Source organism: Paenibacillus sp. OV219 (assembly GCF_900110075.1).
Classification (GTDB): domain Bacteria; phylum Bacillota; class Bacilli; order Paenibacillales; family Paenibacillaceae; genus Paenibacillus_Z.
On the sequence record NZ_FOCJ01000003.1, the window covers coordinates 1 to 25,924 of the forward strand.

The following is a 25,924-nucleotide window of genomic DNA, read 5'->3' on the forward strand; positions in this document are numbered from 1 at the left end:
CTTGGTGAGCCGTTACCCCACCAACTAGCTAATGCACCGCAGGCCCATCTGTAAGTGACAGCTTGCACCGTCTTTCCCAACTCAGCCATGCAGCTCAGTTGTTTATCCGGTATTAGCATCCGTTTCCGAATGTTATCCCGATCTTACAGGCAGGTTGCCTACGTGTTACTCACCCGTCCGCCGCTAAGCTATCCCCGAAGGAATAACTCCGCTCGACTTGCATGTATTAGGCACGCCGCCAGCGTTCGTCCTGAGCCAGGATCAAACTCTCCATAATAGGCGAAATGGCAGAGCCATTTGCGCCAAATGAATTTGCTTGTTAGCTCATTCAAAAAACTAGCTCGTCAGAAACACTTTCGCCAGATGGCGATCGTCGTTTCGACGTATTTTTTGACCTTTTGACAGGTCGCTCATTGTTCAGTTTTCAAGGAACAAAATTCTTATTTCGTCCGCCGTACTTCTCAGCGGCGACTTGATTAATATATCACATTCGCCTACATCATTGCAAGCTTTATTTTAATTTAATTTGTTAATTTAATTAAAAACTGTGTTATATTATCTCGGCCCTTAAAAGCGGCAAGGAGTAATATAACACAGTCGGCTTGGTGAGGTCAACCCTCATATTCAATTTAATGCGTGCTTGATTTGGACAGTACTTCTTCGATGTAATACTGCCTCTCATTCGCAAGGTTCACGATTGTTCCGCCGATGGAAACCCACGGCCTTGTCGGATGGTTACGGTCAGAGAATACAATCTCCCCAACCCGGTCATCGTTCAGACGGACGATTGTTCCGTTATGAAACTGTGTCGCTCTCTCAATAAAGGTGCGAACATATGCAGCATCCAGCTTACCAAAGGAGTCCTGCTGAAGCTGCTCAAGCACAAGATAAGGTGAAGAAGCTTTACGGTATGCCCGCTTCATCGTCATCGCATTAAAGATATCTGAGATCGCGACAAACTTCGCATAGGGATGGATCTTCTCTGAACCGATTCCAAGCGGATACCCGCTACCATCGTATCGCTCATGATGCTGAAGCGCTGCAAGCTTAACACCTTCGTTAATAGCAGTTACATTTTTGAGCAACTGGTAGCCAAGAACGGTGTGACGCTTCATTTCTTCAACTTCAGCTAGTGTCAGCTTGGTTGGCTTGTTCAGAATATTGCTGTCGACCTTGGAGTTACCGATATCATGCAGCAACCCGGCAAGCGCCGACTGAACCCAGTCCTTCTTAGGTAATCCATTCCACTGAGCCATCATATAGCAGCTTAATGCCGACATAACACTCTTATGGTAGAGGTAGTCCTCTGTCGGGACATTTTGTGGTGCGAATGTGAGCATTTTGTACTCATGGCTATATTGAAGCAAAGCTTCTAGTTGATTACGGATTTCGAGAATCGGGAATGCCACTCCACCGCTTGCCATCTGGTTGAACACTTTCTTGAGCAGCGCAACGGTAATGTCGTACTGATCTATCAGTGGTGATTTGGAAGAAGCTGCTCCATCCTTCGATGCCTCTTGTGTCTTGTCAGCGGCCGTTTCATCAGCATCCTTCTTATCGCCGGGTGATTCGATCGTGACCTGCGCCACTATAAATGCATGCAATATTTCTTGCTCGCGCTGCATGATGACTTTGCCTTTATGAAAAAGAACACTGCCAAGGGGGGTGAGAACGTCCTGTGCAATCTTGTCTCCAAGCTTTACTTGCGAAACTGCTACCGTCGCCATTATACTCTCCTCCACCCTGCCTGCGTTAAAAAGCTTTATTCTTCGTCAGAAGAGTTGTTCTCTGGCTCCTGGAATTCCGCTTCTTCGTCGTTGATATCCGATTCTTCATTGCGGGCGACTCGCGTTACGGTTGCAACGGAATCATCCTCACGAATATTAATCAGTCTCACGCCTTGCGTATTACGGCCCATTGTGGAAATGCCGTCCATGCTCATACGGATCATCGTGCCGGTAGAAGTCATGATCATGAGATCCTCGTCGTTCTGAACAACTCTGAGGCTGACGATCGCTCCGTTACGTTCGGTAACGTTGAGTGTCTTAATCCCTTTACCCCCACGGCTCTGGCTCCGGTATTCACTAATTGGCGTCCGCTTGCCATAACCATTCGCTGTAACGATGAGCACATCATGCTCAGGAACAACTACATCCATACTGATAACGAGATCGTCATCGTCCGTATTGATACCTTTAACCCCAGTCGCCGAACGTCCCATTGGTCGTACATCTTGTTCCGGGAATCGGATCGACATACCTTGACTCGTACCCATGATCATCTCCTGGTTACCGTCGGTCAGCTTCACGCCAATGAGATCATCGTCTTCGCGCAGGTTGATCGCAATGAGGCCGACCTTCCGGATGTTCGAATAGTCATCAAGCGGCGTCTTCTTCACGATACCTTGCTTCGTCGCGAAGAACAGGAATTGGTTCGGCTCGAATGATTCAACTGGAATAACCGCATTGACAGTCTCGCCTTGCTCAATCTGCAGCAGGTTAATGATTGGCGTTCCACGCGCTGTGCGGCCTAGCTCTGGAATCTCGTAAGCTTTCAGGCGGTAGACCTTCCCTTTATTCGTAAAGAACAGCAGGAAGTGATGTGTGTTCGAAACGAATAGATGCTCGACAAAGTCGGTATCTTTCGTATCCATACCGATAACGCCTTTACCGCCCCGCTTCTGACTGCGATACGTTGTTACAGGCAGACGCTTCACATAACCGGTGTGCGTAATCGAAACGACAACATCTTCACGAGGAATAAGATCCTCGTCCAATATCTCATCTTCGCTCGCCATAATCTCCGTACGGCGCTCATCGCCAAACTTCTCTTTCACTTCTTCGAGCTCTTCGTTAATAATTTGCAGCACAAGCTGCTCATCAGCGAGAATCGCTTTGAACTCTGCAATCTTACGAAGCAGTTCCGCATACTCGGCTTCGATCTTGTCGCGTTCCAGACCTGTGAGGCGCTGCAAACGCATGTCCAGAATCGCTTGCGCCTGATCGTGGCTCAGGTTGAAGCGAGACATTAGACCATCGCGCGCTTCTTCCGTCGTCTGCGAAGCACGGATTAGCGCAATGACTTCATCCAGATGGTCAAGCGCAATACGCAAGCCTTCAAGGATATGGGCGCGGGCTTCCGCTTTCTTCAAGTCGAACTCCGTACGACGGCGAATGACTTCGATCTGATGCTCTAAATAGTAATACAGAATATCACGTAGGTTCAGCGTGCGCGGCTCGCCTTTAACGAGTGCCAGCATGTTGAAGCCGAAGTTCATTTGCATCTGTGTCTGTTTGTAGAGGTTGTTGAGCACCACGGTTGGTGTTACATCGCGGCGAAGCTCAATGACAACGCGCATACCGTTACGGTCTGATTCATCACGCAAGTCGGTAATGCCGTCAATCTTCTTCTCGCGAACGAGCTCAGCGATCTTCTCAACGAGTCGTGCTTTGACGACTTGGTAAGGCAGCTCATGTACGATGATCCGTGCTTTACCGCCATTCTCCTCGATCGTTGCGCGTGCACGCATGGTCACGGAGCCGCGACCAGTCGTATACGCCTGACGCATGCCTTCGCGGCCCATTACGAAGCCGGCTGTCGGGAAGTCAGGGCCCTTGATATGATCCATCAGCTCAATTGGAGTAATCTCCGGATTGCTGATCAGCGCTTGTACGCCGTTAATGACTTCCGTCAAGTTATGCGGCGGAATATTTGTTGCCATACCAACGGCAATACCCGTCAAGCCGTTAACGAGCAAGTTCGGGAAACGAGCCGGTAGTACGACCGGTTCATGTTCTTCGCCGTCATAGTTAGGCGCGTAATCAACCGTCTCTTTATTGATATCGCGAAGCATCTCCATCGCGATCTTCGACAGCCTTGCCTCTGTATAACGCATCGCCGCAGCCATATCGCCGTCGATGGAACCAAAGTTGCCGTGACCGTCGATCAGCATGTAACGAAGCGAGAAATCCTGCGCCATGCGGACCATCGTTTCATAAACGGCAGAGTCACCATGCGGGTGGTACTTACCGATTACTTCACCGACGATTCTCGCAGATTTCTTATAAGGCTTGTCCGGAGACATTCCGAGTTCAGACATTGCAAAAAGGATACGGCGATGTACCGGCTTCAGTCCGTCACGGACGTCTGGAAGCGCACGGCTCACGATGATACTCATTGCATAGTCCATAAACGACTCGCGCATCTCGACACCGATATCGCGATCTCGCACTTGCAGATTGTTCTCTTCTGCCATCGTAAACCTCCTAGGGTTGCATATAACAATAAGCGCCTAACAATAAAATGCAGTGACTGCAAACACCGTTAGATGCAGGGATAATCGTATAACAGCGTAATAGATATAGTTTTTTCTAAATTGAGCTGTCCTTAAACGTTATCGGTCATAAACTTATCTTTATCGAGTTAGGTCATACGCCCACTCCATGTGCCCTCATCCGCCATAATGTAACATGATTATGTAATCAGAATTAGCATCTATAGCGATGAAAGCAAAAAATAGGCATTATCCCTATTATAACATCGTTTTCTACCTCTGTCTCCTGCAGGCTTATTCGCATATGCTTCTACTTCCACATACGAAAGGCGGAGCCCCGCTTGGCCATTCAACGTGTCAAAAGCAAATGGGCCAAAACGAAAGTGCTGATGAATTCTGAACAGCTAAGAGCTCGTATTCCGGTTACTAAGGTATGGGCCTCGCCCGCGCTTGAGCAGCTGCTGCAAGATTTCGGTATGGTTTATGTGAAGCCAGATCAAGGCACATTCGGTCTTGGCGTTATCCGAGTTGAAAAGCAATCCGACATCAGCTACTCCTACCAGCATGATACAAAGATCATGCAGTTCACCTCATTCGAGACACTATCACGCTCACTACAGAGGCTTATCGGCAGCCGGCGATACTTGATTCAGCAAGGCATTCAGCTGCTGAGATATGATGGGCGCCGCTTCGACGTCCGCGTCATGGTTCAACACACTTCGCAAAAGGCATGGGAGACGACCGGTATTATTGGACGGCTTAGCCACCCTGCCAAAATCGTGACAAACTATCATAGCGGCGGCACACCGATGTCCATCGACCAGCTCATGAACCCACATCTCTTGCCAGGTCAAATTAACAGCTACAAGTCATGGCTTGCCGAGCTGGGCATTGCAACCGCTCGACAGCTGCAGACTACCTACCCAGGCTTGAAAGAGATAGGCATCGATCTGGCCATCGATGAGTCCTTCCAACCTTGGATTCTGGAAGTCAACACATTGCCTGATCCGTTCATCTTTCGCAAGCTTAGCGACCAATCGGTATTTCGCCGGATACACCGTTATTGTGTCGGCTATGGAAGGTTCAAACGCCACGCCAAGTAAAAACAAGCCGCCCGAATCGCCGGACGGCTTGTTGTTTGTTTAGATGTCCAAGTTTTTAACGAATTTTGCAAACTCCTGAATGAATTCACGTCGTGGTTCGACATTGTCACCCATGAGTGTTTCAAAAATATTATCCGCTTCTATCGCATCATCGATCGTAACCTGCAGCATTGTACGGCTCTCGGGATCCATCGTCGTCTCCCATAGCTGGGTAGCGTTCATCTCTCCGAGACCTTTATAGCGCTGAACGTTTACTTTCGCGCCTTCTCCGAATTCCGCAATGATTGCATCGCGTTCCTTCTCGCTCTGCGCGTAACGGACTACTTTGTTGCGCTCGACCTTAAACAGCGGCGGCTGTGCAATATAGATATAACCAGCCTCGATGATCTTGCGCATGTAGCGGAAGAAGAATGTGAGCAGCAGCGTACGAATGTGTGCGCCGTCGACGTCCGCGTCCGTCATGATGATAACTTTGTGATAACGTGCTTTCGCAATGTCAAAGTCATCGGCAATGCTGGTACCAAGAGCTGTAATAATCGCACGGATCTCAGTATTCGACAGAATACGATCGAGGCGTGCGCGCTCTACGTTCAGAATCTTACCACGCAGAGGCAAGATAGCTTGGTAATGGCGATCACGGCCTTGCTTTGCCGACCCACCTGCGGAGTCACCTTCTACGATGTAAATTTCACTGATGGATGCATCCTTGGAGGAGCAATCCGCCAGCTTACCTGGAAGGGCACTTACTTCTAGTGCACTCTTACGGCGTGTTAGCTCACGAGCTTTACGAGCTGCCTCACGCGCTCGCGCAGCCGAAAGACCCTTCTCGACAATCTTCTTCGAGACCGACGGATTCTCGTCAAGGAACTCCTGGAACTTCTCGGCGAAGAATGATTCGACGATACCGCGAACTTCGCTGTTGCCAAGCTTCGTCTTCGTCTGACCTTCGAACTGAGGCTCCGGAATTTTGACCGAAATAATCGCTGTTAAGCCTTCACGAACGTCGTCGCCAGAGAGGTTATTGTCGCTCTCTTTAATCGCGTTCGATTTGCGGGAGTACTCGTTAATGATCCGTGTCAATGCGCTCTTAAAGCCGGATTCATGCGTACCGCCCTCGTGCGTATTAATATTATTCGCGAACGAATAAATGTTCTCGGTGTAGCTGTCGTTGTATTGCAGCGCAACTTCAACATGAATGTTGTCCTTCTCGCCCTCAACGTAGATTGGAACTTCATGGAGTGCCTCACGGCTGCGGTTCAAGTATTTAACGAACTCGATAATACCGCCCTCGTATTTGTATGTGTGGCTAGCGCCCGTCCGCTCATCGCACAGTGCAATCTCGATACCTTTGTTCAAGAAAGCAAGCTCGCGAATACGCGATTGCAGGATTTCGTATTCGTACACTGTCGTCTCAGTGAAGATCTCCGGATCCGGCTTGAAACGAGTCGTTGTTCCGGTCTCATCGGTTTCGCCGATTACTTGAAGATCACCCTGCGGTGCACCACGGCGATACTCTTGCCTATAGATCTTACCTTCCCGTTTAACTGTTACCTCTACATGCTCCGACAATGCGTTAACGACGGAAATACCGACGCCGTGAAGACCTCCGGATACTTTATAGCCTTCGCCACCGAATTTGCCGCCTGCGTGCAGAACGGTCATTACAACTTCGAGCGTCGACTTCTTCAGCTTCACGTTCTCACCGACTGGAATACCCCGTCCGTTGTCGACGACAGTAATGCTGTTATCTTCATGGATGTTCACTTCAATGCGCGTACAGTATCCTGCAAGCGCTTCGTCAATACTATTATCAACGACTTCCCAAACGAGGTGGTGAAGCCCTTTGCTGCTAGTGGAACCGATGTACATCCCGGGGCGTTTGCGTACCGCTTCAAGCCCTTCAAGAACCTGGATCTGACTTTCATCATACGTATGCTGATTCGACGACATACTGGATTTCACTGCTCCTCTCAACTACTCTTGCCACAAACTATATGAGCTTTCGAATTAGCCACCTAAGTGGTTGCAAAATGGTGCGAGCGCTTCTTCAGCGTAGAGGACGAAATCGGGGAATAGTAAACTTTACTCTTTGTCACCACGATGGACTTGGCTTCTTCTTCTCCGATAACTTCTACGTCCTTACGCTTTCTGGCTTGAGCAACAAATTGCTTGGACAGCTTAGAGGACTGCTCGATCGAAATATCAAAAATAGCTACGAGTTCCGCAGCACGAATAATCTTCTCTCCGCCCAAATGAATGTACATAAGTTCCCACCCCTTCGTCTTCACGCCATTAGCGCTGTTACCGCTCGACATGACCGTCCTTTACTTGATATACGCGGGAGTCATTGAGCTTGCTAATATTGACGCTCTCTAGACCGGTTGTCGTAATAAACGTCTGTACTTTGCTCTGGAATGTCTCGATAAGCTGCGTCTGCCGGTGCTGGTCAAGCTCTGACAGCACATCGTCAAGAAGCAACAGAGGATACTCTCCGATTTCTTCATGAATAAGTTCAATTTCGGCTAATTTCAAGGAGAGCGCAGTCGTTCGCTGCTGGCCCTGTGAACCGTAAACTGAAGCTTCTTTGCCATTTATATAAAAGGCCATATCGTCACGATGAGGACCAACAAGCGTCATTCCACGGCGTTGTTCCTGATCTTTTACATCTGTTAACTTTAACATAAATTGATTAAATAATATAGATTCATCTTCGGTGGGGTCGCTCTCGAACGAGGGCCGATATACGATTGTGAGCTCCTCATTGCCCGCTGTAATTCCGGAATGGATCTGCTGAGCCCACTTTTGCAGCTTCTGTATAAAGTTTTGCCTTTTTTTCACAATTTTAACACCATACTCGGCAAGCTGCATGTTCCAGACTTCCATCATCGCCTGATTACTGCTGCCTGGGGCTGATGATTTCAAGTAATTGTTGCGCTGCTGCAGCACTTTGGCGTATTGACCGAGCGCATGCAAATAACCGGGCTGTACCTGGCCGATCTCCATATCGAGAAATCGCCGGCGTATGCCCGGTGTGCCTTTCACAATCTCCAAATCTTCTGGCGCGAACATGACAACGTTGAGCGTACCGACAAATTCGCTTAGCTTGCGCTGCTCGAGCCCGTTGATCTTCGCTTTCTTCCCCTGTGACGACAACGATAAGTCCAAAGTGACGGGACCATAACGCTTGTCAACCTCGCCGCGAATGCGGGCCTCGCTGGATTGCCAACCGATGAGCTCCTTGTCCTTGCTCGTCCGATGGGATTTCGTCAGTGCGAGCACATAAATCGCTTCCAGCAAATTCGTCTTGCCTTGGGCGTTGCGGCCGACAAACAGATTCACCTGGCTGTCGGTCGCAAGCTCAATATGCTCATAGTTCCGATAATTCTGCAGTTGGATAGAATTTAAACGCACGTTGATTGATGCCTCCCGGTTACTGCTCGGCCGCGTTATACTACCGCTTCACGACCGTAAAGACGCCAAATCCTTTCACATCAACCTTATCGCCAACATACAGCTTCCGTCCGCGACGGTTGTCAGGTTCTCCGTTAATGAGCACTTCGTACTCCTGCAGAAAAAACTTTGCCGCACCGCCGGAGTCAATGCATTCGGATAGTTTCAGAAACTGTCCGAGTGCAATATATTCTGTCGAAATTCCAATTTCCTTCATGTTGAGTTCCCCTAACGTTAGCCTGTTGTCCGATACGGCAAAATCAAGTATAAACTGTGCTGGTGATCGGTCGGCTTAATGATGATTGGGCTCATTGCCCCTGTAAATCCGATGAAAAGATATTCACTATCGATAACTTTGAGCGCGTCGAGCATATATTTGGAGTTAAAAGCGATTCGGAGCTGTTCGCCCTTCATCTCGTTCACTTCAAGCAACTCCGTTACACGTCCAAGTTCTGTTGAGCTCGACGAAATTTCAATGCGACCATCCTCCTGAGTAACGAGGCGAACAATGTTCGTCTTCTCTTCACGCGACATCAAATACGCGCGATCGATCGCATCCGTCAATTTTTTTGTGTGCAGCACTAGTTCTGTTTTAAACTGCTGCGGAATAATCTTGGAAGTGTCCGGGTAAGTCCCGTCCAAGATTCTTGAATAGAACAGTACGTTGCCGACTTTAAACAGCACTTGATTATCCGCTACAACGATATCCACATGTGTATGATCGTCCGGAACGATTTTTGACAGCTCGCCGAGCGTCTTACCGGAGATAACCACATTGGAGAATCGGTAGCCTTCCGGTGTTTCAACAGTAGCGGTACGGCTTGCGAGACGATGACGGTCTGTTGCTACAAATTTCAACTGATTATCTGTCAAATTCCACAATGCGCCTGTCAAAATTGGCGTTTGTTCGCTAGTCGAAGTGGCGAATACCGTCTGACGAATCATGGACTTCAATAGATCGCCAGGAACAGAGATGATTTCGTTCTGTTCGACTGTTGGCAGAATCGGGAATTCTTCCGGATCAAGACCAACCATTTGAATATCGGTTGAACCGGAGCGGATCATCGTCTGGTGCTGTTCTTTTACTTCGATTTCGAGCTCATCTGACGGTAATTTCTTAACAATTTCAACGAAAAACTTAGCCGGAAGCACGACGCTGCCTGGTTTCTCGACTTTCGCAATAACGAATTCGCCGTTCTCAACGGGAATAAAGCTTTGAATTGAAATATCCGTATCGCTTGCGGTTAATGTAACCCCTTGGTGTGTAACGTCGATTTTGATACCACCGAGAATTGGAATTGCGGGTCTGGACGAGGAAGCTTTGGATACTTGTTGAATGGCGTCGTTTAATTGATCTTTGCGAATCGTTAATTTCATAATTTCACTCCTAGAATAAGCGGGTGATGCGAGGGCTGAGAATGGCGTCTCGTTTCACCTATATTTTGATGATGTTTATTTAAATTATTAGTAGAAGTCGTAGTAGGGGCCCTGAATATGTGGATAAGTGGGTGCAACACGGATAAAGCAAGCCTATCCACATGTGCATAGCGTGTGCATAGGCTTGCTAATAAAATGTTGAAGAAAGTGCATAACTTTTTGATCCAATTGCCGTTATACCGCTTCTTCGTATTAGGTGTGATTGCGAATCTTATCAGATAGCGTCTGAATGATCTTATATAGCTCTCCATCAATTTTCAGCTGCTGCGAAATTTTCTCATGGGCGTGAATGACCGTTGTATGATCTCTTCCGCCGAACGCTTCACCGATCTTCGGCAGCGAGTAATCCGTCAGCTCACGCGACAGGTACATCGCGATTTGCCGTGGGTAAGCGATAGCCTTCGTACGTTTCCGCGCCTTGAACTCCTCAAGCTTCAATCCGTACAGCTCGCCGACTTTTTGCTGGATATCGTGCATCGTAATCATTTTTGGACGGCTTGATGGAATAATATCTTTAAGCGCCTCGGCTGCCAGGTGTGACGTAATGTCTTGATTAATAAGCGATGAATACGCTACAACCCGGATTAACGCGCCTTCGAGCTCACGGATGTTCGTATCGATCTGGTTCGCGATATAGACCATCGCTTCATTCGGAATATCAAGATTCTCGGCTCGCGCCTTCTTCCTGAGTATTGCAATCCGCGTCTCGAGATCTGGCGGCTGGATGTCGATCATCAGTCCCCACTCGAAGCGAGAACGAAGCCGCTCCTCTAGTGTTGGAATTTCCTTTGGGGGACGGTCACTGGAGATGACGATCTGCTTGCGCTCTTCATGCAGCGCGTTAAACGTATGGAAGAACTCTTCTTGCGTCTGCTCCTTGCCCGCTAGGAACTGAATATCATCAATGAGCAGGACGTCGATATTCCGGTATTTATTGCGGAAGCTCTCGCCTCTGTTGTCGCGGATCGCATTGATGAATTCGTTCGTAAACTTCTCCGAGGACAGGTAAAGCACGCGTGTATTCGGGTTATGTTCCAAAATATAATGCCCGATTGCATGCATAAGATGCGTCTTGCCAAGTCCTACGCCACCGTATAGAAACAGTGGATTGTACGCTTTGGCTGGCGCTTCGGCAACGGCTAGTGATGCTGCATGGGCAAAACGGTTGTTCACGCCGATGACGAACGTATCAAACATATATTTAGGGTTAAGCATATGCGTATATGGCTCGTCCGGCCCGGTTTGTACAACTGGCATCACGATAGGCTGAGCCTCTGCAGGTTCTGGCGGCTTATTCTCCTCAATGGCAAACTTAATGTCATATTGGCGCCCCAAATATTCCTGCAGTGTCGTCCGCACAAGCTTTGTATACCGGCTTTCGAGCCATTCGGCTGCAAAAGTCGTTGGAGCTGTCACAATTACGGTTGAATCACCACTAAACGAAGCCTTAGTCGCCTTAAACCAAGTGTCGAAACTTGGCTTGCTGAGCTTCGTTTGAATGATGGACAGCACCTGGTGCCACATTTCGTGCGTATGGCTATCCACAGATTGTCACTCCTTATCCAATTCATGCGCATTGGGCGCAGTTCTGCATCAGATGTCGAAACATCGTATAATCTGTACTCGTTCATCCACATTATTAAGGGAATGCACAGAAAAATTATCAATAGGGGATAGATGTTGTTCACAGTATTATCCACAGCCTGTTAATAATGTTGAGGAGAAGTTGAAGTCATCCACACAGAAAACATAATCATCATAGCAAAATAACCCTTGATATTCAACGATTTCAGCGTTTTTATCCACAAATTCTATAGGTTGTGTATAATAGTTATCGACAACACTAGATATTGTTTATATCTTGTTACCATTTCGACAATAACCGGGGAAACCCGATAAATTCATCCACATGTTATTAATTTGCCGTCCACACAGCCCCTTTTATACATTTATCCACAGAAGAGTTTCCATTATAGTTTTGGTGACTCTTACCGATCGTGTTTTCGGTTGACTTTTAGGTGTGTACATGGTTTAATTGAAAAAGGCGTTTTTTGGCGAGGAGCGCTCGTGGTTTGAGGTTCAGGGACTGCGTTGCTGTTTCCGCTTAAACAAACAGACGATCGCTAATCGTGCAGACGATAAGAAATAGGATATGCAAGTACGATTTAACTAGGTATAGGAGGTGCATAGAAATGAGACCGACATTTAGACCTAACGTTAGTAAACGTAAGAAAGTTCATGGTTTCCGTAAGCGCATGGCTTCGGCAAATGGACGTAAAGTGCTGAGCGCCCGCCGTCAACGGGGAAGAAAAGTATTGAGCGCGTAAGCTTAAGACCACGTCAAGTGGTCTTTTTTTCATTTTTAAGGTAATACTAATGGATAAAGGTTCGGTGAAGATGCGCCGTGCAAAGAAAGCTGCGATTGCGTAACCGCGAAGATTTCAGCCGTATATATAGGAATGGCAAATCGTTCGCCAATAGTCAGTTTGTTGTTTACTGGTCGCGCCAGATGCGGGCGGATCCAATTCGTCTCGGAGTGTCGGCCAGCAAGAAGATTGGCAATGCCGTCGTTCGGAATCGAATGAGGCGGCTTGTGAAGGAAATTGTCCGGCATCAGCTTGACCGAATGAACGGGCAGCTTGATCTGATCGTCATTGTCCGCAAGCCGGCGGTTGGGCTTGAGATGAAGGAGCTTGAGAAGAGCATGCTTCATGTGCTAAAACGGGCAGGCCTTCTGAAGGGTTCGAAGCAGAGCGTAAAAGTGCTCTAACGATAGGAACCCTGTCATACTTTTGAATGGTCTTCGCGCAAAACGAAACTGTCTGTTCAGGCGGTGAAACCGTTTTAGTTTGGCGCTGGAGGCTTGTTTCTTTGTGCCAATAAATGTGATATAGTTTACGTGAATGAATTTGCTGTAATTTCTTTAATGAAGGGCGATTATGCCCCTGGTGCACAGAGAGGAGATTTACATGTTGTCCCGTATTTCGAAACGAACATGGTTAACGGCAGCTTCGCTCATTGCCGTAATGCTTTTTTTGAGCGGATGTTCCTCAGCCTCCCATCCGGTTTCAATGGATGCCCTGGAGCACGGAAACTTCTGGCAGCGTAATGTAGTTTACTATTTCTCGCTTGCTCTAGAAGAGTTCGCAAAATGGTTTAACGGTGAATACGGTATTGCCATTCTGCTTATGGTTATTATCGTTAGAACGATCATTCTTCCGCTTACTATTAAACAGTACCGCAGCTCGAAGGCGATGCAGTTGCTTCAGCCGGAGCTCGCGAAGCTGAAAGAGAAGCACAAGGACAACCCTCAGAAGCAGCAAGAGGAAACAATGAAGCTGTTTCAGCAGCATAAAGTTAATCCGCTGGCCGGCTGTTTGCCGCTGCTTGTGCAAATGCCGATCTTTATCGCTCTTTACAACTCGATCTATATGAATGAGAACATTCGCGAGCACACGTTCCTGTGGCTGCAGCTCGGTGAGAAGGACCACACTTACGTGCTCCCGATTATCGCAGCAATTACGACCTTTATTCAGTCGAAAATGATGCAGTCCCAGCAGAAGGCGATGCCTGCTATGCAGGGAATCATGATGATCTTCCCAGTGTTGATCTTCGTTATGGCACTGAACTTCCCGGCGGCGCTTCCGCTGTACTGGATCTTCAGTAACACATACACGATTGTGCAAAACTATTTCCTATATGTACGCAACTCATCTAAGGGCAAGGAGAGTGTGCCTGCGAAATGAAGAAAATCGTAGCATCGGGCAAAACGATCGAAGATGCTGTACAAAACGGTTTAACGGAATTGCAAGTGTCTGCGGATCGTGTTAATGTGACCGTTCTGGAGAAGCCGTCGAAAGGCTTGTTCGGCTTAATTGGGGCGAGAGCCGCTAAAGTTGAGCTCGTACTCGTGCCTGTGCTCGTACCTGAGCAAGAAAAGGTGTCGGTCTCTGCAGTCGCGGCTCCTAAGGATCCGCTACTTGAAGCGGAACGATTCATTACCGAAGTGGCAAGAACGATGGGGCTTGATATTGCGATTAGACGTAACGATTCGAAAGATGAATTAACACTCGCGATCTCGGGCGGCGGTGATCTTGGCATGTTAATCGGTCGCCGAGGTCAAACGCTTGACGCTTTGCAGTATTTGGTCAACATTGTGGCCAATCGTTATTCCAACAGTCATCTTCGCATTGTGCTTGATGCGGAAGATTTTCGCGAGCGTCGTCGGAAAACGCTCGAGGATTTATCAGACCGCCTGGCGGGACATGTCGTGCGCACGCGCAAAGAAGTGGTGCTTGAGCCGATGTCCCCGCATGAGCGGAAGATTATCCATTCGCAGTTGCAAAATCACGCCAAGGTTAAAACATTCAGTAAAGGCGATGAACCGAATCGCCGCGTAGTCATTACGCTAAAATAAGTGCTCGGGCAATGACTCTTTGCGGTCATTGCTCGTTTTTTTAATTACGAGTTCACAAGTTAATGAGGGAAAAAACGATGATGATACAAGACACGATTGCCGCCATTTCGACAGCTGTCGGGGAAGGCGGCATTGCCGTTATACGGGTCAGTGGGCCTGATGCGGTTACAGAATCTTCGAAGATCTTCCGCTCCAAGTCGGATATTGCCGCAGCAGCGTCGCATACCGTCCATTATGGTCATATTGTAGACCCAATAAGCGGCGAGACGGTGGAGGAGATCCTGCTCACGATTATGCGAGGGCCGCGCTCGTTCACAGCAGAGGATGTTGTCGAATTGAGTACGCACGGCGGCGTTGTCGCTGTGAAGCGGGTGCTAGAGCTGCTGCTGCGTTCAGGTGATGTGCGGATTGCAGAGCCTGGTGAGTTCACAAAGCGCGCATTCTTGAACGGAAGAATTGATCTGACACAAGCAGAAGCAGTTATTGACCTGATCCGCTCCAAGTCGGATCGTGCTTTCTCTATTGCGATGAAGCAAGCGGAGGGAATGCTGTCGAAGAAGGTCAAAGCACTTCGCCACGGCCTTATTGAGCTGCTTGCTCATATTGAAGTGAATATTGATTATCCTGAGCACGATGTCGCTTCCATGACAAGTGCGTACATTCGCGAACGCTGCGGCGAAGCTCGGGATGAGATAAACCGGTTGTTAAAAACAGCCGCGGAAGGCAAAATATTAAGAGAAGGCATTGTGACGGCAATTGTTGGCCGCCCGAATGTCGGTAAGTCGTCGCTACTTAATGCACTGGTGCAGGAGAATAAAGCGATCGTGACCGACATTCCAGGGACGACACGTGATGTCATCGAAGAATATATTACGCTTGGCGGTATTCCGCTGCGATTGCTCGATACAGCAGGCATTCGTGAAACAGCTGATGTGGTGGAGCGTATTGGTGTCGAACGATCCCGTACGGCGCTTGAGGAAGCGGATCTGATCTTGTTCGTGCTGAATGTTAATGAACCGCTGCACCCGGACGATCAGCTACTGATGGAGCAGCTACGCGGCAGACCAGTTGTCGTGCTGCTAAATAAGACCGACTTGCCGGCCGTGCTTGACACTTCGGCTGTGGAGTCGATCTTCCCGGCGGATACGATCGTAAAGCTCTCCGTACTGCATGAGCAAGGGTTAGAAGAGCTTGAAGGCGTCATTAGTCGGATGTTCTTCAGCGGCGAGCTGGAATCTGCCGATATGACTTATGTCAGCAATGTTCGTCATATTACGCTATTAGGTCATGCGAAGCAGTCGCTGTTAGATGCAATGGAATCGACAGATATCGGGATTCCGATTGATATTGTGCAAATTGATGTGCGTACAGCTTGGGAGCAATTAGGGGAATTGATAGGCGATTCGGTAGCTGACTCGCTTATTGATCAGATTTTCTCTCAGTTCTGTTTAGGTAAATAATAATGGAGCAAAAAGAGGTAGGGAGGGATAGCAAAATGAGATACCATGCAGGGGATTTTGAAGTAATTGTAGTCGGTGCCGGCCACGCTGGGGTTGAGGCAGCATTGGCGGCTGCCCGGATGGGGTGTGAGACGCTGCTGCTCACGATTAATCTCGATATGGTCGCGTTTATGCCTTGTAACCCATCGATTGGCGGACCGGCAAAAGGTCATGTCGTGCGTGAAATTGATGCGCTTGGCGGGGAAATGGGACGCAATATCGATAAGACGTTCATTCAAATGCGGATGCTGAATACGGGGAAAGGTCCCGCTGTTCATGCGCTGCGTGCACAAGCGGATAAGTTTCTGTATCAACATTTTATGAAGCAAACGATTGAAGAGACAGACCATTTGACGCTTCGCCAGGGGATGGCGGAGGAGCTAATTATTGAGGATGGCGTCTGTGTCGGCATCGTGACGAAGACCGGTGCGGAATTCCGTGCGAAAGCGGTCGTTGTAACAACGGGCACATACTTGCGTGGCAAAGTGATTATGGGTGAGCTCATGTATGAGAGTGGCCCTAACAATCAGCAGCCATCGGTAAAGCTGTCCGAGAGCTTGCGCTCACTTGGCTTACAGCTCGTTCGTTTCAAGACGGGCACGCCGCCGCGGGTGCATAAGGATACGATTGATTTTAGCAAAACGGAAATACAGCCAGGCGATGAGAAGCCGAAGTTCTTCTCTTATGAAACGGAATACTCGGACAACGAGCAACTGCCTTGTTGGTTGACTTACACATCGGAAGATACCCATAAGATTATTAATGATAACCTTCACCGTGCGCCGATGTTCTCGGGAGCTATTGAAGGTACTGGCCCACGTTATTGCCCGTCCATTGAGGATAAGATCGTTCGTTTCGCCGATAAGCCGAAGCATCAGATCTTCTTGGAGCCGGAAGGCAAGAATACGTCGGAGTATTACGTTCAAGGTCTCTCGACGAGTATGCCTGAGGATGTACAGCTGAGCATTCTCCGTTCGATTCCAGGACTGGAGAAGGTTGAGATGATGCGTACAGGCTACGCAATTGAGTATGACGCAGTTGTGCCAACGCAGCTGTGGCCGTCGCTTGAGACGAAGCTTGTACCTGGTCTCTTCACAGCTGGACAGATTAACGGTACATCGGGCTATGAGGAAGCAGCAGGTCAAGGTATTATGGCTGGCATTAATGCAGCCCGTAAAGTGCAAGAGAAAACGCCAATCATTGTAGATCGTTCACAGGGTTATATTGGAGTTCTGATAGATGATCTTGTTACAAAAGGGACTACGGAGCCATATCGTTTACTTACGTCCCGTGCAGAATACCGCTTGCTGCTGCGTCATGACAATGCCGATTTGCGTCTAACACCGACTGGTTATGAGATTGGATTAATCTCAGAAGCGCGCTATTCGAAGTTTACGCACAAGAAACTGATGGTGGAGCAAGAGATCGAACGTTTGAAGACAGTTAAGGTGCGTCCGGATGAAGAAGTGCTGCAAATGCTCACAGAGATTAACACAGCACCTATACAACAAACGACCGATGCGCTCTCGTTGCTTCGCCGTCCGGAAGTGACGTACGCACTTGTTGATCGTCTCTCTCCGGCAGAAGAGCCGCTGACTGATGATATGAAGGAGCAAGTCGAGATTCAAATCAAGTATGCCGGTTACATCGAGAAGCAGCAGCTTCAAGTGGAACGGCTTGCGAAGATGGAGAAGAAGCGGATTCCAGACGACATTGACTATTCGGTCATAACGAATATATCGAAGGAATCGAAGACGAATCTGTCGAACATCCGTCCATTGTCCATTGGGCAAGCATCGCGGATCGGCGGCGTAACGCCGGCAGATATTTCGATTCTTCTCGTTTATCTTGAGCATTACAATAAGGTTGTTGCTGCACGGGGGTAATTAAACGATGAATTCAACAGAAATATGGTTTGTTCAATTGCTGCAGGAGCGGGGAGTGGCGTTATCGCCGCTTCAGCTGCAGCAGTTCGCTACGTATTATGAGCTGCTCGTCTCATGGAACGAAAAAATGAATTTAACAGGCATTACAGAGAGGGAAGCAGTGTATGAGAAACATTTTTATGATTCCGTAGCCCTCTCTTTCTTTATGGATATGGACAAAGTGAAGTCACTTGCCGATATTGGATCAGGAGCAGGTTTTCCTAGTCTACCGCTTAAGATTTGCTTCCCGCATATGAAGGTGACGATTGTCGACTCGCTCAATAAGCGCATTCAATTTCTCCAGCACGTTGTGGAAGCGCTTGATCTTACGGACGTCACATGTGTGCACGGACGAGCAGAGGATATCGCTCGCCTGCCTGTGCACCGCGATTCGTACGATGTCGTTACAGCTAGAGCTGTTGCTCGGCTCAGTGGTTTGAATGAGCTTTGTCTACCTTTTGCAAAGAAAGGTGGAACGTTTGCATCGATGAAAGGTGCAGATCCTGCAGAGGAAACAGCAGAAGCAAAGCGCAGCTTAATCGAGCTGAAGGCAAAGCTTGTGCATACTCATCATCTAAAGCTTCCATTCGAGCAATCGGGCCGTCATATTATTATGATGGAGAAGGTCGGCGCTACTCCTGCTAAATATCCAAGAAAAGCAGGTTTGCCTTTGAAACAACCTATTATATAATGACAACAGTCCAATATTTGTTTCACGTGGAACAAATTCTAAACGGATTGGTTCGGACCATTCTATAAGCAGCATTCGGGTGTTAAACCGATTGCGTATATTTGTACTAGAATTATTACTGTCAAGCAGGAAATCAACTTACAGCTGACGAATTAGAGTAGGTAATGACAATAACTCGGCACTTTGAAATCGGGTGGTAGTTGACGCTATGAAAGAACAGTTCTCACGTTTATTCGGATTAGCAGAATCGAAAAGCACGAATCAAGATGAAGTGAAACAGATACCGATCAATGATGTGGATACGAGTCCATATCAACCGCGTACTGTGTTTGATGATGACCGGATTGAAGAACTCAGCCAGACGATTCGTACGCATGGCGTTATTCAGCCGATTGTTGTGCGCGTGCGTAACGGGAAATATGAGATTATCGCAGGAGAACGCCGGTTTCGTGCGGTGAAGAAGCTTGGGCTTGAGACAATTCCAGCCATCATTCGTGAGTTCAATGACTCTCAGGCTGCTTCAATTGCACTCATAGAGAATCTTCAGCGTGAGGGGCTTACTTCGATTGAAGAAGCAGTTGCTTATCAGAAGCTCATTGACCTTCATAACCTTACGCAGGAAAGCTTGGCGCAGCGTCTTGGCAAGAGTCAGTCGACCATTGCGAACAAGATTAGATTGCTCGGGCTGGGGGATACGGTTAAAAATGCACTGATGGAACGCAAAATTACGGAGCGTCATGCGAGAGCTTTACTATCACTTGATAGCGAAGAGTTGCAGCTTAAGGTGCTAGACGATATTATTGCTAAAGAGCTTAATGTTAAACAGACAGAAGCTCGAGTGGCTTTCTATAAAGAAGCTACTAAGGAAACGAAGAAACCGAAGCGCATCTCCTTCACGAAGGATGTACGGCTAGCGCTCAATACAATTAGACAGTCCATTGACATGGTTTCTGGATCGGGCTTGGAGATTAAGACGAAAGAACAGGATTATGAGGATCATTACGAGATTGTGATCCAAATTCCTAAGCGCTCATAGCACTTTAGACAGCCGTCCATTACAGGGACGGCATCGTCATTTGTAGTAACAACATTTCATTGCCCGCTGAACGGACGTTTCATAGCTTTATTAAGTAATCAGCATAGAGGTGAACGGTTTGTCTAAAACGATTGCAATATCGAACCAGAAGGGCGGTGTCGGAAAAACGACCACGTCCGTCAATTTGGGTGCGTGTTTAGCGTCGCTGGGGAAAAAGGTGTTGCTCGTCGATATTGACCCGCAGGGCAATACGACTAGTGGAATTGGTATTGAGAAAGCAGATGTCGCTCATTGTATATACGATGTGCTTATTAATGATGTACACCCGAGTGAAGCAACTTGCCCTACTAATATAGAAGGACTTTATATTATTCCAGCAACTATTCAACTAGCTGGTGCGGAGATCGAGCTTGTTCAGACGATTTCACGTGAACAACGACTCAAGAAGTCGCTAGCATTAGTGAAGAAACAGTATGATTATATTTTGATCGATTGCCCGCCATCGCTCGGCATTTTGACCATTAACTCGTTGACGGCTTCGGACTCACTCATTATCCCTATACAATGTGAATATTACGCACTGGAAGGTCTAAGTCAGTTGCTAAATACGGTGCGACTTGTCCAGAAGCATCTGAACACAAGCCTTCAAATCGAAGGTGTATTACTGACGATGTTTGACGCGCGGACGAATCTTGGTATTCAGGTTATTGAAGAAGTGAAGAAATACTTTCAACAAAAGGTTTACCAAACGATCATTCCGAGGAATGTCCGCTTGAGCGAGGCTCCATCGCATGGGCAGTCCATCATCACATATGATCCGAGATCCAAAGGGGCAGAGGTATACCTTGAACTCGCGAAGGAAGTGATTATGTATGAGCAAGCGGCTAGGTAGAGGACTTGATGCCCTCATCCCATCGCTCTCTGTAAGCGAGGATGATAAGGTCGTTGAGGTTCCGCTCTCCCAGCTGAGAGCAAATCCGTACCAACCTCGTAAAACATTCGATGACGATGCGATTAAAGAACTCGCAGAATCCATTAAACAGCATGGTGTCATCCAGCCGATTATCGTTCGTACTGTACTTAAAGGGTATGAAATTATCGCAGGGGAACGACGGTTTCGTGCATCTCAGCTTTGCGGCAATCCAACGATTCCAGCAGTTGTGCGCAACTTCTCCGATCAACAGGTTATGGAGATTGCACTCATTGAGAACTTGCAGCGTGAGGATCTGAATGCAATTGAGTTGTCGGTTGCATATCAAGCGTTAATGGATAAGTTCAATCTGACGCAAGAAGAACTATCTATGAAAGTCGGTAAGTCTAGATCGCATATTGCGAACTTTTTGCGACTGTTGGCTCTTCCAGAGCAGATTAAAGAAAATGTTTCACGTGGAACAATATCAATGGGACATGCTAGAGCGATTGTTGGCGTGAAAGAGGATGCTCGCAAGAGAGAACTCGCAGAGCTAACAATTGCGAATGAGTGGAGCGTACGCCAACTCGAGGAAGCGATAAAAAATCTTGACCAGCCAGCGGCTGCGAAAGTGAAACCGCTCCCTTCGAAGAAGCAGGACCCTTTTATAGCTGAGGTTGAAGAATCGCTGCGAGATCGGTTTAAAACGACGGTGAAGATTAAACAGCAGAAGGATAAAGGGCGCATAGAGCTCCTTTATTACAACAAGCAGGACTTAGAGCGTCTGCTAGAATTGTTGCAGCAATTGTCCTCATAATTTTTCCTCATAGGATAAACTTAAATAGCATACTCGATTGGTAACCGCTGCTCAGGTAGGTGCCGATCAAGTATGCTATTATTAGCATTAGCGCAAGTAAACGTAGTGAAAGGAAGGGGTGTGTATATGCAGTTGCATGAGCAAGGACGGGGACGGCAGCAGAAGCCAGAACAGCAGGAGCAACTGATCTATCTGGATCATGCTGCGACGTCGTGGCCGAAGCCTCCTGAAGTGCTCGAAGCGGTTATGGAAGCGATGCAGCGAGATGGTGCTAATCCAGGGCGAGGCAGTCATGCGATGGCAGTGCGTGCTAGCCGTATTCTTTTTGATACAAGGAAAGTATTGGCGAAGCTGTTCCGGGTTAAAAATCCGAATGATATTGCATTCGCACTCAATACGACGATGGCACTCAATACAGCGATCAAAGGATTGCTGAAGCCAGGAGATCACGTCATTGCAACGGCTGTGGAACATAACTCGGTTCGGCGGCCACTGGAACACTTGAAGAAAACCATAGGCATACATGTGACCTACGTGGAGCCAAATGGGGATGGTGAGCTCGACGCGAAGCAGGTTGAGGATGCGATAACAGGCAGCACGAGGCTGGTGGTCGTGAATCACAGCTCGAACCTGCTGGGATCAATCCTGCCTGTAAGCGACATTGGTGAAATAACACGCGGACGGGGAATTAAGCTGCTAGTCGATGCAGCACAGACAGCGGGACTGCTAGGAATTGATGTGGAGCAGATGGGGATTGATATGCTCGCGTTTCCGGGCCATAAAGGGCTACTGGGGCCACAAGGGACGGGTGGTTTATACATTCATCCGGATATAGAGCTTGAGCCGCTCCTGCACGGCGGTACGGGCAGTCAGTCCGAGGCGATCGAGCAGCCTTCTGTACGGCCGGACCGGTATGAGGCAGGAACGCAGAATGCGGTTGGCATTAGTGGGCTTCGTGCAGGTGTGAAGCATATTCTGCATGAGACGGTTCAAAAAATCCATACTAGTGAATGGATGCTAACGCAACAAATGATGGAGGGGCTGCTTTCTGTGAATGGCCTTCGCGTACTGGGGCCTTCGCTTGGCAAGCCGCGTACAGGAATCGTATCCTTCGTCATTGACGGTGCGGATCCATCGGAAATCGGCTTTATTCTGGATCAGCATTATCAAATTGCGGTAAGAACAGGATTTCACTGTACACCACTTGCACATGGAACGGCAGGCACGACGGAGACAGGTGCAATTCGTGCGAGTGTAGGTTGTTTCACGACGACGGACGAGGTTAATGCGTTCATTGCGGCGGTAAAGGAAATTAAGCAGCATTACAGTTAATGTGCATCTATGGGGGAGCTAACGTAATATGGATCAAATTATTCATGAGCCGACTAACTGGGTAACGGCAGGTCTGCTTGTTCTTGTACTTATTCTGCTTATCCGCAGCTTCATGTTAAGCAGGAAGCTCAAACGACTTCGCACCAGCTACACGGATTTTATGCAAGGAACGGGTGTTGAAGAGCTGGAGAGCGTCATCATTAATCTCAAACAGCGCTTGGACGCGCAAGAAGAAGGTCAGAGCAAGCTGAAGCAATCCGTTCAGTCGTTAGGAGATACGATGAAGAATAAGAAAGGCAACATCGGTATTCTTCGCTATAATGCTTTTGCAGAAAGAGGGAGCGATCTAAGCTTCTCCATCGCTGTCGTCGATGATGGTGAAGACGGCATGGTGCTAAGCGGTATTCACGGCCGTGAGCAGACGTTTGTGTATGCCAAGCCGGTTAAGGATGGCAAGAGCCAATATCCGCTCACTCCGGAAGAGCTCGAAGCGATCAGTCTTGCGTCGCAGCAGGGATCGTAGCAGGTCGTACACATTTCATAATGGACGAGAAGAGGCTGTGTGAGATAATATCAGCCATACGCATCACGAGATGAAGACGCGTGTTCTGCAGGACGAAGTATTCCATGAAACCGCCGACGTTGACGATGCCTGTGATGTGAATATCGCCAACAGGAGGCAAATCCTTGTTCACACCGGCTCCTGGGCGAACCGGTCCTAGACCAACCTGAATACAGCCGACACTTGCTGCCTGGCCCAAACAAGCATCGATGCCGATAACAAACGGCTTGCGAATGTACTTGTTAATGTCCTGCAGCGTTTCGTCGAGATTCATGGCATGGACAGGTTCCTCCAGCGTACCATAGAGGTCGAAGAAGGGACTGCGGAATTTACTGAGCGAAGTGCCAACCAGAGGCCCAAGTGAATCCCCTGTAGAACGATCCGTGCCTACACAGACAACAACGATTCTGCGGTCTGTAGAAACACCGCCCAAAAGGTATGTAATGCGGTTAACAAGAAGTCCGGTAATGTTAGGCTCCGTATACGGTACTTTGAGTGGTGTTTCTTTCATTCCTGGCAATTTCATAGATTCCCCTCCCGCCAACTCTATGAATGATGATTACCGAGATGAACATGCAGCTATAATACGTATAATCTAGTAGTGAACTGCCTGTTTACGCTTGGTTACTAGTATATGGTCAGGACAACCATTTTATACTTGGGGAACAGGATCAAACATCAATAAAATCAATCAGGAGGTGGGGGAGCATGCTTATCGCGTTTGACTCCACACAGCAGGCGCTCCGAGCGGAGATGCTATTAGAATACGCGGATATTGAAATAGACATCTGCCCGACACCGAAGCAAATAACAGCGGGCTGCGCACTATCTATACATTTTCCCGAAGCGGATTTGGTAGTGGTGAAAGAGGTTATCGTACAAGAGAGGGTCGAAATTCGTGGTATCTTCCAGCAGGTCGAAGACCGGTACGAGCCGATTGAAATATAGATAAATACAGTGAGAAAAAGAGGGAGAGGATGGCTGCAATGGAGAGAAAACAGTTTGAACTGGGCGATATTGTACAGATGAAGAAGCAGCATCCGTGCGGCACGAATGAAATGGAGATCATTCGGATGGGGATGGACATTCGCATTAAGTGTGTCGGCTGCAAGCACAGTGTGCTTATTCCGCGGGCAAAGTTCGAGAAGAACATGAAGAAAGTGCTTCGATCGAAGGCGTCAGAAGGTGAAAAAGAGGGAGAAGGCGGAGCGTCCACATCTAATTAAAATAAATGCTTGCATTTGGACAAGCCCCATGCTAATATAGTTTTTGCTGACTGACATTCATGGAGAGGTACCCAAGAGGCCCAAGGGGGCTGACTCGAAATCAGTTAGGCGGGTTAAACCGTGCGTGGGTTCGAATCCCACCCTCTCCGCCATTCTCTTCAAAAACAACGCAAACGACTCATAACGAGTCGTTTTTTTGTGCTTATAAACCATCTTCTGGCGCATACAAACAAGAAAGGGAGACTCTTGCGAGTCTCCCTTTGACGGTGTGCATTTAGAAAACAGTCATCACTACAAGCTTCGTAAGAAACCTTGGTTCATCGGGTTTTAATCGATGAGCGTGTGTTACAGACACTAGTCTTTGGCACATCCCTCCGCTTCTATGCTGAGTGGACAAAATCTCCTTGAGGTTCGTTAGCATTAAAGTACAATGGAACCACACCTCTCTTTACACCGTCAAAGTTATAATGCTCCAGAAGCCGTCACCCTATACCGGTAAGCTGCAAACTTTTTAGTGCATTCGTTTCCACTTGCGATCTTTATTCGCCAGGGCCGGGAACTTATCGCCCTTCGCTAACCGCACCTTCTGCGGCTTATTGACCCCCATATGGAATGAAGCTTCACCGATCTCGATATAGAGACCATCATTAGGCGCACGATCGCCTTCCCGGAATTCCGTCCATTCACCCATAATTCGAGTACACCTCCATGAAGAATACATAAATGAGGACGTGGCGCATGTCCTGACCTATAGTGTGCATCTTGCGTGAACAGTTCATGAACGGAAGAATGAGGCAGATGGCTTTGTTAAATCAGCACTTGTCAAGGGCGTGCGAAGTTTGGTATAGTATTCAGGTATGCGAGAAACTAACTCGCTCCTTGCTCCCATTTATGGGGGCCGCATAGTCCAAGAGGAGGTGAAACATATGCGCAAATACGAAGTGATGTACATCATTCGTCCGGAAGTGGAACAGGAAGCGGTACAAGCTATCACTGAAAAGTTCCAAGCGATCATCGGAAACGGTGGAGAGATCATCAAACACGATGTGCTCGGTAAACGCCGCCTTGCGTATGAGATCAACAAGATTCGTGACGGTATCTACGTACTGGTTAGCTTCAACGGCACTAATGAAGTTGTTGCTGAACTTGACCGCGTCATGAAGATTACGGATGAAGTTATCCGTTGCCTGATCACAAGAGACGTAGCTTAATTGCTCGTCAAACGTACGTAAGTGATGTTCGATTG

The 25,924-nt window shown here is 48.0% G+C and carries 26 protein-coding genes, 1 tRNA gene and 1 rRNA gene; 17 read left to right on the forward strand and 11 right to left on the reverse strand.

What is annotated here, in order from left to right; genetic code table 11:
• From BMY11_RS09615 to gyrA, 3 genes are all read right to left on the reverse strand, one after another.
• Window positions 1-277, reverse strand: a 16S ribosomal RNA gene (locus BMY11_RS09615); the annotation flags it as partial.
• A gap of 352 nt (window positions 278-629) precedes the next feature.
• A complete protein-coding gene (locus BMY11_RS09620; RefSeq protein ID WP_090574498.1) occupies window positions 630-1,727 on the reverse strand; it encodes an HD-GYP domain-containing protein in 1,098 nt (365 codons plus the stop codon).
• A 35-nt stretch (window positions 1,728-1,762) separates the two neighbouring features.
• Window positions 1,763-4,255, reverse strand: coding sequence for a DNA gyrase subunit A (gene gyrA / locus BMY11_RS09625; RefSeq protein WP_090574500.1), 2,493 nt, complete (start codon window positions 4,253-4,255; stop codon window positions 1,763-1,765).
• Between the two features lie 359 nt (window positions 4,256-4,614).
• On the opposite strand from gyrA, the gene BMY11_RS09630 reads away from it, so the two are divergent.
• A complete protein-coding gene (locus BMY11_RS09630) occupies window positions 4,615-5,376 on the forward strand; it encodes a YheC/YheD family protein (RefSeq protein WP_090574502.1) in 762 nt (253 codons plus the stop codon).
• Between the two features lie 39 nt (window positions 5,377-5,415).
• On the opposite strand, the gene gyrB is transcribed toward BMY11_RS09630, so the two are convergent.
• The 6 genes from gyrB to dnaA form a co-directional block, all read right to left on the reverse strand.
• The gene (gyrB, locus tag BMY11_RS09635) at window positions 5,416-7,326 is read right to left on the reverse strand and encodes a DNA topoisomerase (ATP-hydrolyzing) subunit B (protein WP_090574504.1); all 1,911 of its coding nucleotides are present in this window, start codon (window positions 7,324-7,326) and stop codon (window positions 5,416-5,418) included.
• A 65-nt stretch (window positions 7,327-7,391) separates the two neighbouring features.
• Complete coding sequence (remB, locus tag BMY11_RS09640; RefSeq protein ID WP_090575630.1) at window positions 7,392-7,640, reverse strand: extracellular matrix regulator RemB; 249 nt, start codon at window positions 7,638-7,640, stop codon at window positions 7,392-7,394.
• Window positions 7,641-7,677: 37 nt separating this feature from the next.
• Window positions 7,678-8,787 (reverse strand): DNA replication/repair protein RecF, encoded by a 1,110-nt coding sequence (gene recF / locus BMY11_RS09645; RefSeq protein ID WP_090574506.1) that lies wholly within the window; start codon window positions 8,785-8,787, stop codon window positions 7,678-7,680.
• A 40-nt stretch (window positions 8,788-8,827) separates the two neighbouring features.
• Entirely contained in the window at window positions 8,828-9,043 is a 216-nt protein-coding gene (yaaA, locus tag BMY11_RS09650) for a S4 domain-containing protein YaaA (RefSeq protein ID WP_090574507.1), read from the reverse strand.
• 17 nt (window positions 9,044-9,060) lie between these two features.
• Entirely contained in the window at window positions 9,061-10,203 is a 1,143-nt protein-coding gene (dnaN, locus tag BMY11_RS09655; protein WP_090574509.1) for a DNA polymerase III subunit beta, read from the reverse strand.
• A gap of 252 nt (window positions 10,204-10,455) precedes the next feature.
• Window positions 10,456-11,808: a chromosomal replication initiator protein DnaA gene (gene dnaA / locus BMY11_RS09660; protein ID WP_090574510.1), complete on the reverse strand. Its 1,353-nt coding sequence runs from the start codon at window positions 11,806-11,808 to the stop codon at window positions 10,456-10,458.
• Window positions 11,809-12,455: 647 nt separating this feature from the next.
• On the opposite strand from dnaA, the gene rpmH reads away from it, so the two are divergent.
• The 12 genes from rpmH (at window position 12,456) to BMY11_RS09720 (ending at window position 23,413) form a co-directional block, all read left to right on the forward strand.
• A complete protein-coding gene (rpmH, locus tag BMY11_RS09665; protein WP_090574515.1) occupies window positions 12,456-12,590 on the forward strand; it encodes a 50S ribosomal protein L34 in 135 nt (44 codons plus the stop codon).
• A 77-nt stretch (window positions 12,591-12,667) separates the two neighbouring features.
• Window positions 12,668-13,033, forward strand: coding sequence for a ribonuclease P protein component (gene rnpA / locus BMY11_RS09670; protein ID WP_090574517.1), 366 nt, complete (start codon window positions 12,668-12,670; stop codon window positions 13,031-13,033).
• Between the two features lie 199 nt (window positions 13,034-13,232).
• Window positions 13,233-14,009, forward strand: a complete 777-nt coding sequence (locus BMY11_RS09675; protein ID WP_090574519.1) for a YidC/Oxa1 family membrane protein insertase — start codon at window positions 13,233-13,235, stop codon at window positions 14,007-14,009.
• Window positions 14,006-14,680, forward strand: a complete 675-nt coding sequence (gene jag / locus BMY11_RS09680) for an RNA-binding cell elongation regulator Jag/EloR (RefSeq protein WP_090574521.1) — start codon at window positions 14,006-14,008, stop codon at window positions 14,678-14,680. The genes BMY11_RS09675 and jag overlap by 4 nt, the downstream gene beginning before the upstream one ends.
• Window positions 14,681-14,760: 80 nt before the next feature.
• Window positions 14,761-16,140: a tRNA uridine-5-carboxymethylaminomethyl(34) synthesis GTPase MnmE gene (mnmE, locus tag BMY11_RS09685; RefSeq protein WP_090575633.1), complete on the forward strand. Its 1,380-nt coding sequence runs from the start codon at window positions 14,761-14,763 to the stop codon at window positions 16,138-16,140.
• A gap of 35 nt (window positions 16,141-16,175) precedes the next feature.
• Window positions 16,176-18,065, forward strand: coding sequence for a tRNA uridine-5-carboxymethylaminomethyl(34) synthesis enzyme MnmG (mnmG, locus tag BMY11_RS09690; RefSeq protein WP_090574523.1), 1,890 nt, complete (start codon window positions 16,176-16,178; stop codon window positions 18,063-18,065).
• A 7-nt stretch (window positions 18,066-18,072) separates the two neighbouring features.
• Window positions 18,073-18,795: a 16S rRNA (guanine(527)-N(7))-methyltransferase RsmG gene (rsmG, locus tag BMY11_RS09695; RefSeq protein WP_090574525.1), complete on the forward strand. Its 723-nt coding sequence runs from the start codon at window positions 18,073-18,075 to the stop codon at window positions 18,793-18,795.
• 208 nt (window positions 18,796-19,003) lie between these two features.
• A complete protein-coding gene (gene noc / locus BMY11_RS09700; RefSeq protein ID WP_090574527.1) occupies window positions 19,004-19,831 on the forward strand; it encodes a nucleoid occlusion protein in 828 nt (275 codons plus the stop codon).
• A 118-nt stretch (window positions 19,832-19,949) separates the two neighbouring features.
• Window positions 19,950-20,723, forward strand: coding sequence for a ParA family protein (locus BMY11_RS09705; protein ID WP_090574529.1), 774 nt, complete (start codon window positions 19,950-19,952; stop codon window positions 20,721-20,723).
• A complete protein-coding gene (locus tag BMY11_RS09710; protein WP_090574531.1) occupies window positions 20,704-21,558 on the forward strand; it encodes a ParB/RepB/Spo0J family partition protein in 855 nt (284 codons plus the stop codon). The genes BMY11_RS09705 and BMY11_RS09710 overlap by 20 nt, the downstream gene beginning before the upstream one ends.
• 126 nt (window positions 21,559-21,684) lie before the next feature.
• On the forward strand, window positions 21,685-22,890 hold the full coding sequence (locus tag BMY11_RS09715) for an aminotransferase class V-fold PLP-dependent enzyme (protein ID WP_090574533.1): 1,206 nt from the start codon (window positions 21,685-21,687) through the stop codon (window positions 22,888-22,890).
• Window positions 22,891-22,918: 28 nt separating this feature from the next.
• Window positions 22,919-23,413 (forward strand): DUF4446 family protein, encoded by a 495-nt coding sequence (locus BMY11_RS09720; protein WP_090574535.1) that lies wholly within the window; start codon window positions 22,919-22,921, stop codon window positions 23,411-23,413.
• Here BMY11_RS09720 and yyaC read toward each other — a convergent pair.
• On the reverse strand, window positions 23,385-23,978 hold the full coding sequence (yyaC, locus tag BMY11_RS09725) for a spore protease YyaC (RefSeq protein WP_090574537.1): 594 nt from the start codon (window positions 23,976-23,978) through the stop codon (window positions 23,385-23,387). The genes BMY11_RS09720 and yyaC overlap by 29 nt on opposite strands.
• 182 nt (window positions 23,979-24,160) lie before the next feature.
• Between yyaC and BMY11_RS09730 the strand changes: the two genes are divergently transcribed.
• The 3 genes from BMY11_RS09730 to BMY11_RS09740 all read left to right on the forward strand — a co-directional run bounded on the left by BMY11_RS09730 (window position 24,161) and on the right by BMY11_RS09740 (window position 24,830).
• Window positions 24,161-24,400, forward strand: coding sequence for a putative Se/S carrier protein (locus tag BMY11_RS09730; protein WP_090574539.1), 240 nt, complete (start codon window positions 24,161-24,163; stop codon window positions 24,398-24,400).
• A 38-nt stretch (window positions 24,401-24,438) separates the two neighbouring features.
• Entirely contained in the window at window positions 24,439-24,678 is a 240-nt protein-coding gene (locus BMY11_RS09735; RefSeq protein ID WP_090575636.1) for a DUF951 domain-containing protein, read from the forward strand.
• A 61-nt stretch (window positions 24,679-24,739) separates the two neighbouring features.
• A tRNA-Ser gene (locus BMY11_RS09740) sits at window positions 24,740-24,830 on the forward strand.
• 359 nt (window positions 24,831-25,189) lie between these two features.
• Here the strand turns inward: BMY11_RS09740 and BMY11_RS09745 are convergent.
• The gene (locus BMY11_RS09745) at window positions 25,190-25,369 is read right to left on the reverse strand and encodes a YjzC family protein (protein WP_090574541.1); all 180 of its coding nucleotides are present in this window, start codon (window positions 25,367-25,369) and stop codon (window positions 25,190-25,192) included.
• A gap of 235 nt (window positions 25,370-25,604) precedes the next feature.
• Between BMY11_RS09745 and rpsF the strand changes: the two genes are divergently transcribed.
• Window positions 25,605-25,889 (forward strand): 30S ribosomal protein S6, encoded by a 285-nt coding sequence (rpsF, locus tag BMY11_RS09750; protein ID WP_090574542.1) that lies wholly within the window; start codon window positions 25,605-25,607, stop codon window positions 25,887-25,889.
• The last annotated feature ends 35 nt before the right edge of the window (window positions 25,890-25,924 follow it).

Coding starts and splice junctions, on each gene's coding strand:
- BMY11_RS09620 (WP_090574498.1), bottom strand. CDS start 1,727: ATGGCGACGGTAGCAGTTTCGCAAGTAAAGCTTGGAGACAAGATTGCA.
- gyrA (WP_090574500.1), bottom strand. CDS start 4,255: ATGGCAGAAGAGAACAATCTGCAAGTGCGAGATCGCGATATCGGTGTC.
- gyrB (WP_090574504.1), bottom strand. CDS start 7,326: ATGTCGTCGAATCAGCATACGTATGATGAAAGTCAGATCCAGGTTCTT.
- remB (WP_090575630.1), bottom strand. CDS start 7,640: ATGTACATTCATTTGGGCGGAGAGAAGATTATTCGTGCTGCGGAACTC.
- yaaA (WP_090574507.1), bottom strand. CDS start 9,043: ATGAAGGAAATTGGAATTTCGACAGAATATATTGCACTCGGACAGTTT.
- dnaN (WP_090574509.1), bottom strand. CDS start 10,203: ATGAAATTAACGATTCGCAAAGATCAATTAAACGACGCCATTCAACAA.
- rpmH (WP_090574515.1), top strand. CDS start 12,456: ATGAGACCGACATTTAGACCTAACGTTAGTAAACGTAAGAAAGTTCAT.
- BMY11_RS09675 (WP_090574519.1), top strand. CDS start 13,233: ATGTTGTCCCGTATTTCGAAACGAACATGGTTAACGGCAGCTTCGCTC.
- jag (WP_090574521.1), top strand. CDS start 14,006: ATGAAGAAAATCGTAGCATCGGGCAAAACGATCGAAGATGCTGTACAA.
- mnmE (WP_090575633.1), top strand. CDS start 14,761: ATGATACAAGACACGATTGCCGCCATTTCGACAGCTGTCGGGGAAGGC.
- mnmG (WP_090574523.1), top strand. CDS start 16,176: ATGAGATACCATGCAGGGGATTTTGAAGTAATTGTAGTCGGTGCCGGC.
- rsmG (WP_090574525.1), top strand. CDS start 18,073: ATGAATTCAACAGAAATATGGTTTGTTCAATTGCTGCAGGAGCGGGGA.
- noc (WP_090574527.1), top strand. CDS start 19,004: ATGAAAGAACAGTTCTCACGTTTATTCGGATTAGCAGAATCGAAAAGC.
- BMY11_RS09710 (WP_090574531.1), top strand. CDS start 20,704: ATGAGCAAGCGGCTAGGTAGAGGACTTGATGCCCTCATCCCATCGCTC.
- BMY11_RS09715 (WP_090574533.1), top strand. CDS start 21,685: ATGCAGTTGCATGAGCAAGGACGGGGACGGCAGCAGAAGCCAGAACAG.
- BMY11_RS09720 (WP_090574535.1), top strand. CDS start 22,919: ATGGATCAAATTATTCATGAGCCGACTAACTGGGTAACGGCAGGTCTG.
- yyaC (WP_090574537.1), bottom strand. CDS start 23,978: ATGAAATTGCCAGGAATGAAAGAAACACCACTCAAAGTACCGTATACG.
- BMY11_RS09730 (WP_090574539.1), top strand. CDS start 24,161: ATGCTTATCGCGTTTGACTCCACACAGCAGGCGCTCCGAGCGGAGATG.
- BMY11_RS09735 (WP_090575636.1), top strand. CDS start 24,439: ATGGAGAGAAAACAGTTTGAACTGGGCGATATTGTACAGATGAAGAAG.
- BMY11_RS09745 (WP_090574541.1), bottom strand. CDS start 25,369: ATGGGTGAATGGACGGAATTCCGGGAAGGCGATCGTGCGCCTAATGAT.
- rpsF (WP_090574542.1), top strand. CDS start 25,605: ATGCGCAAATACGAAGTGATGTACATCATTCGTCCGGAAGTGGAACAG.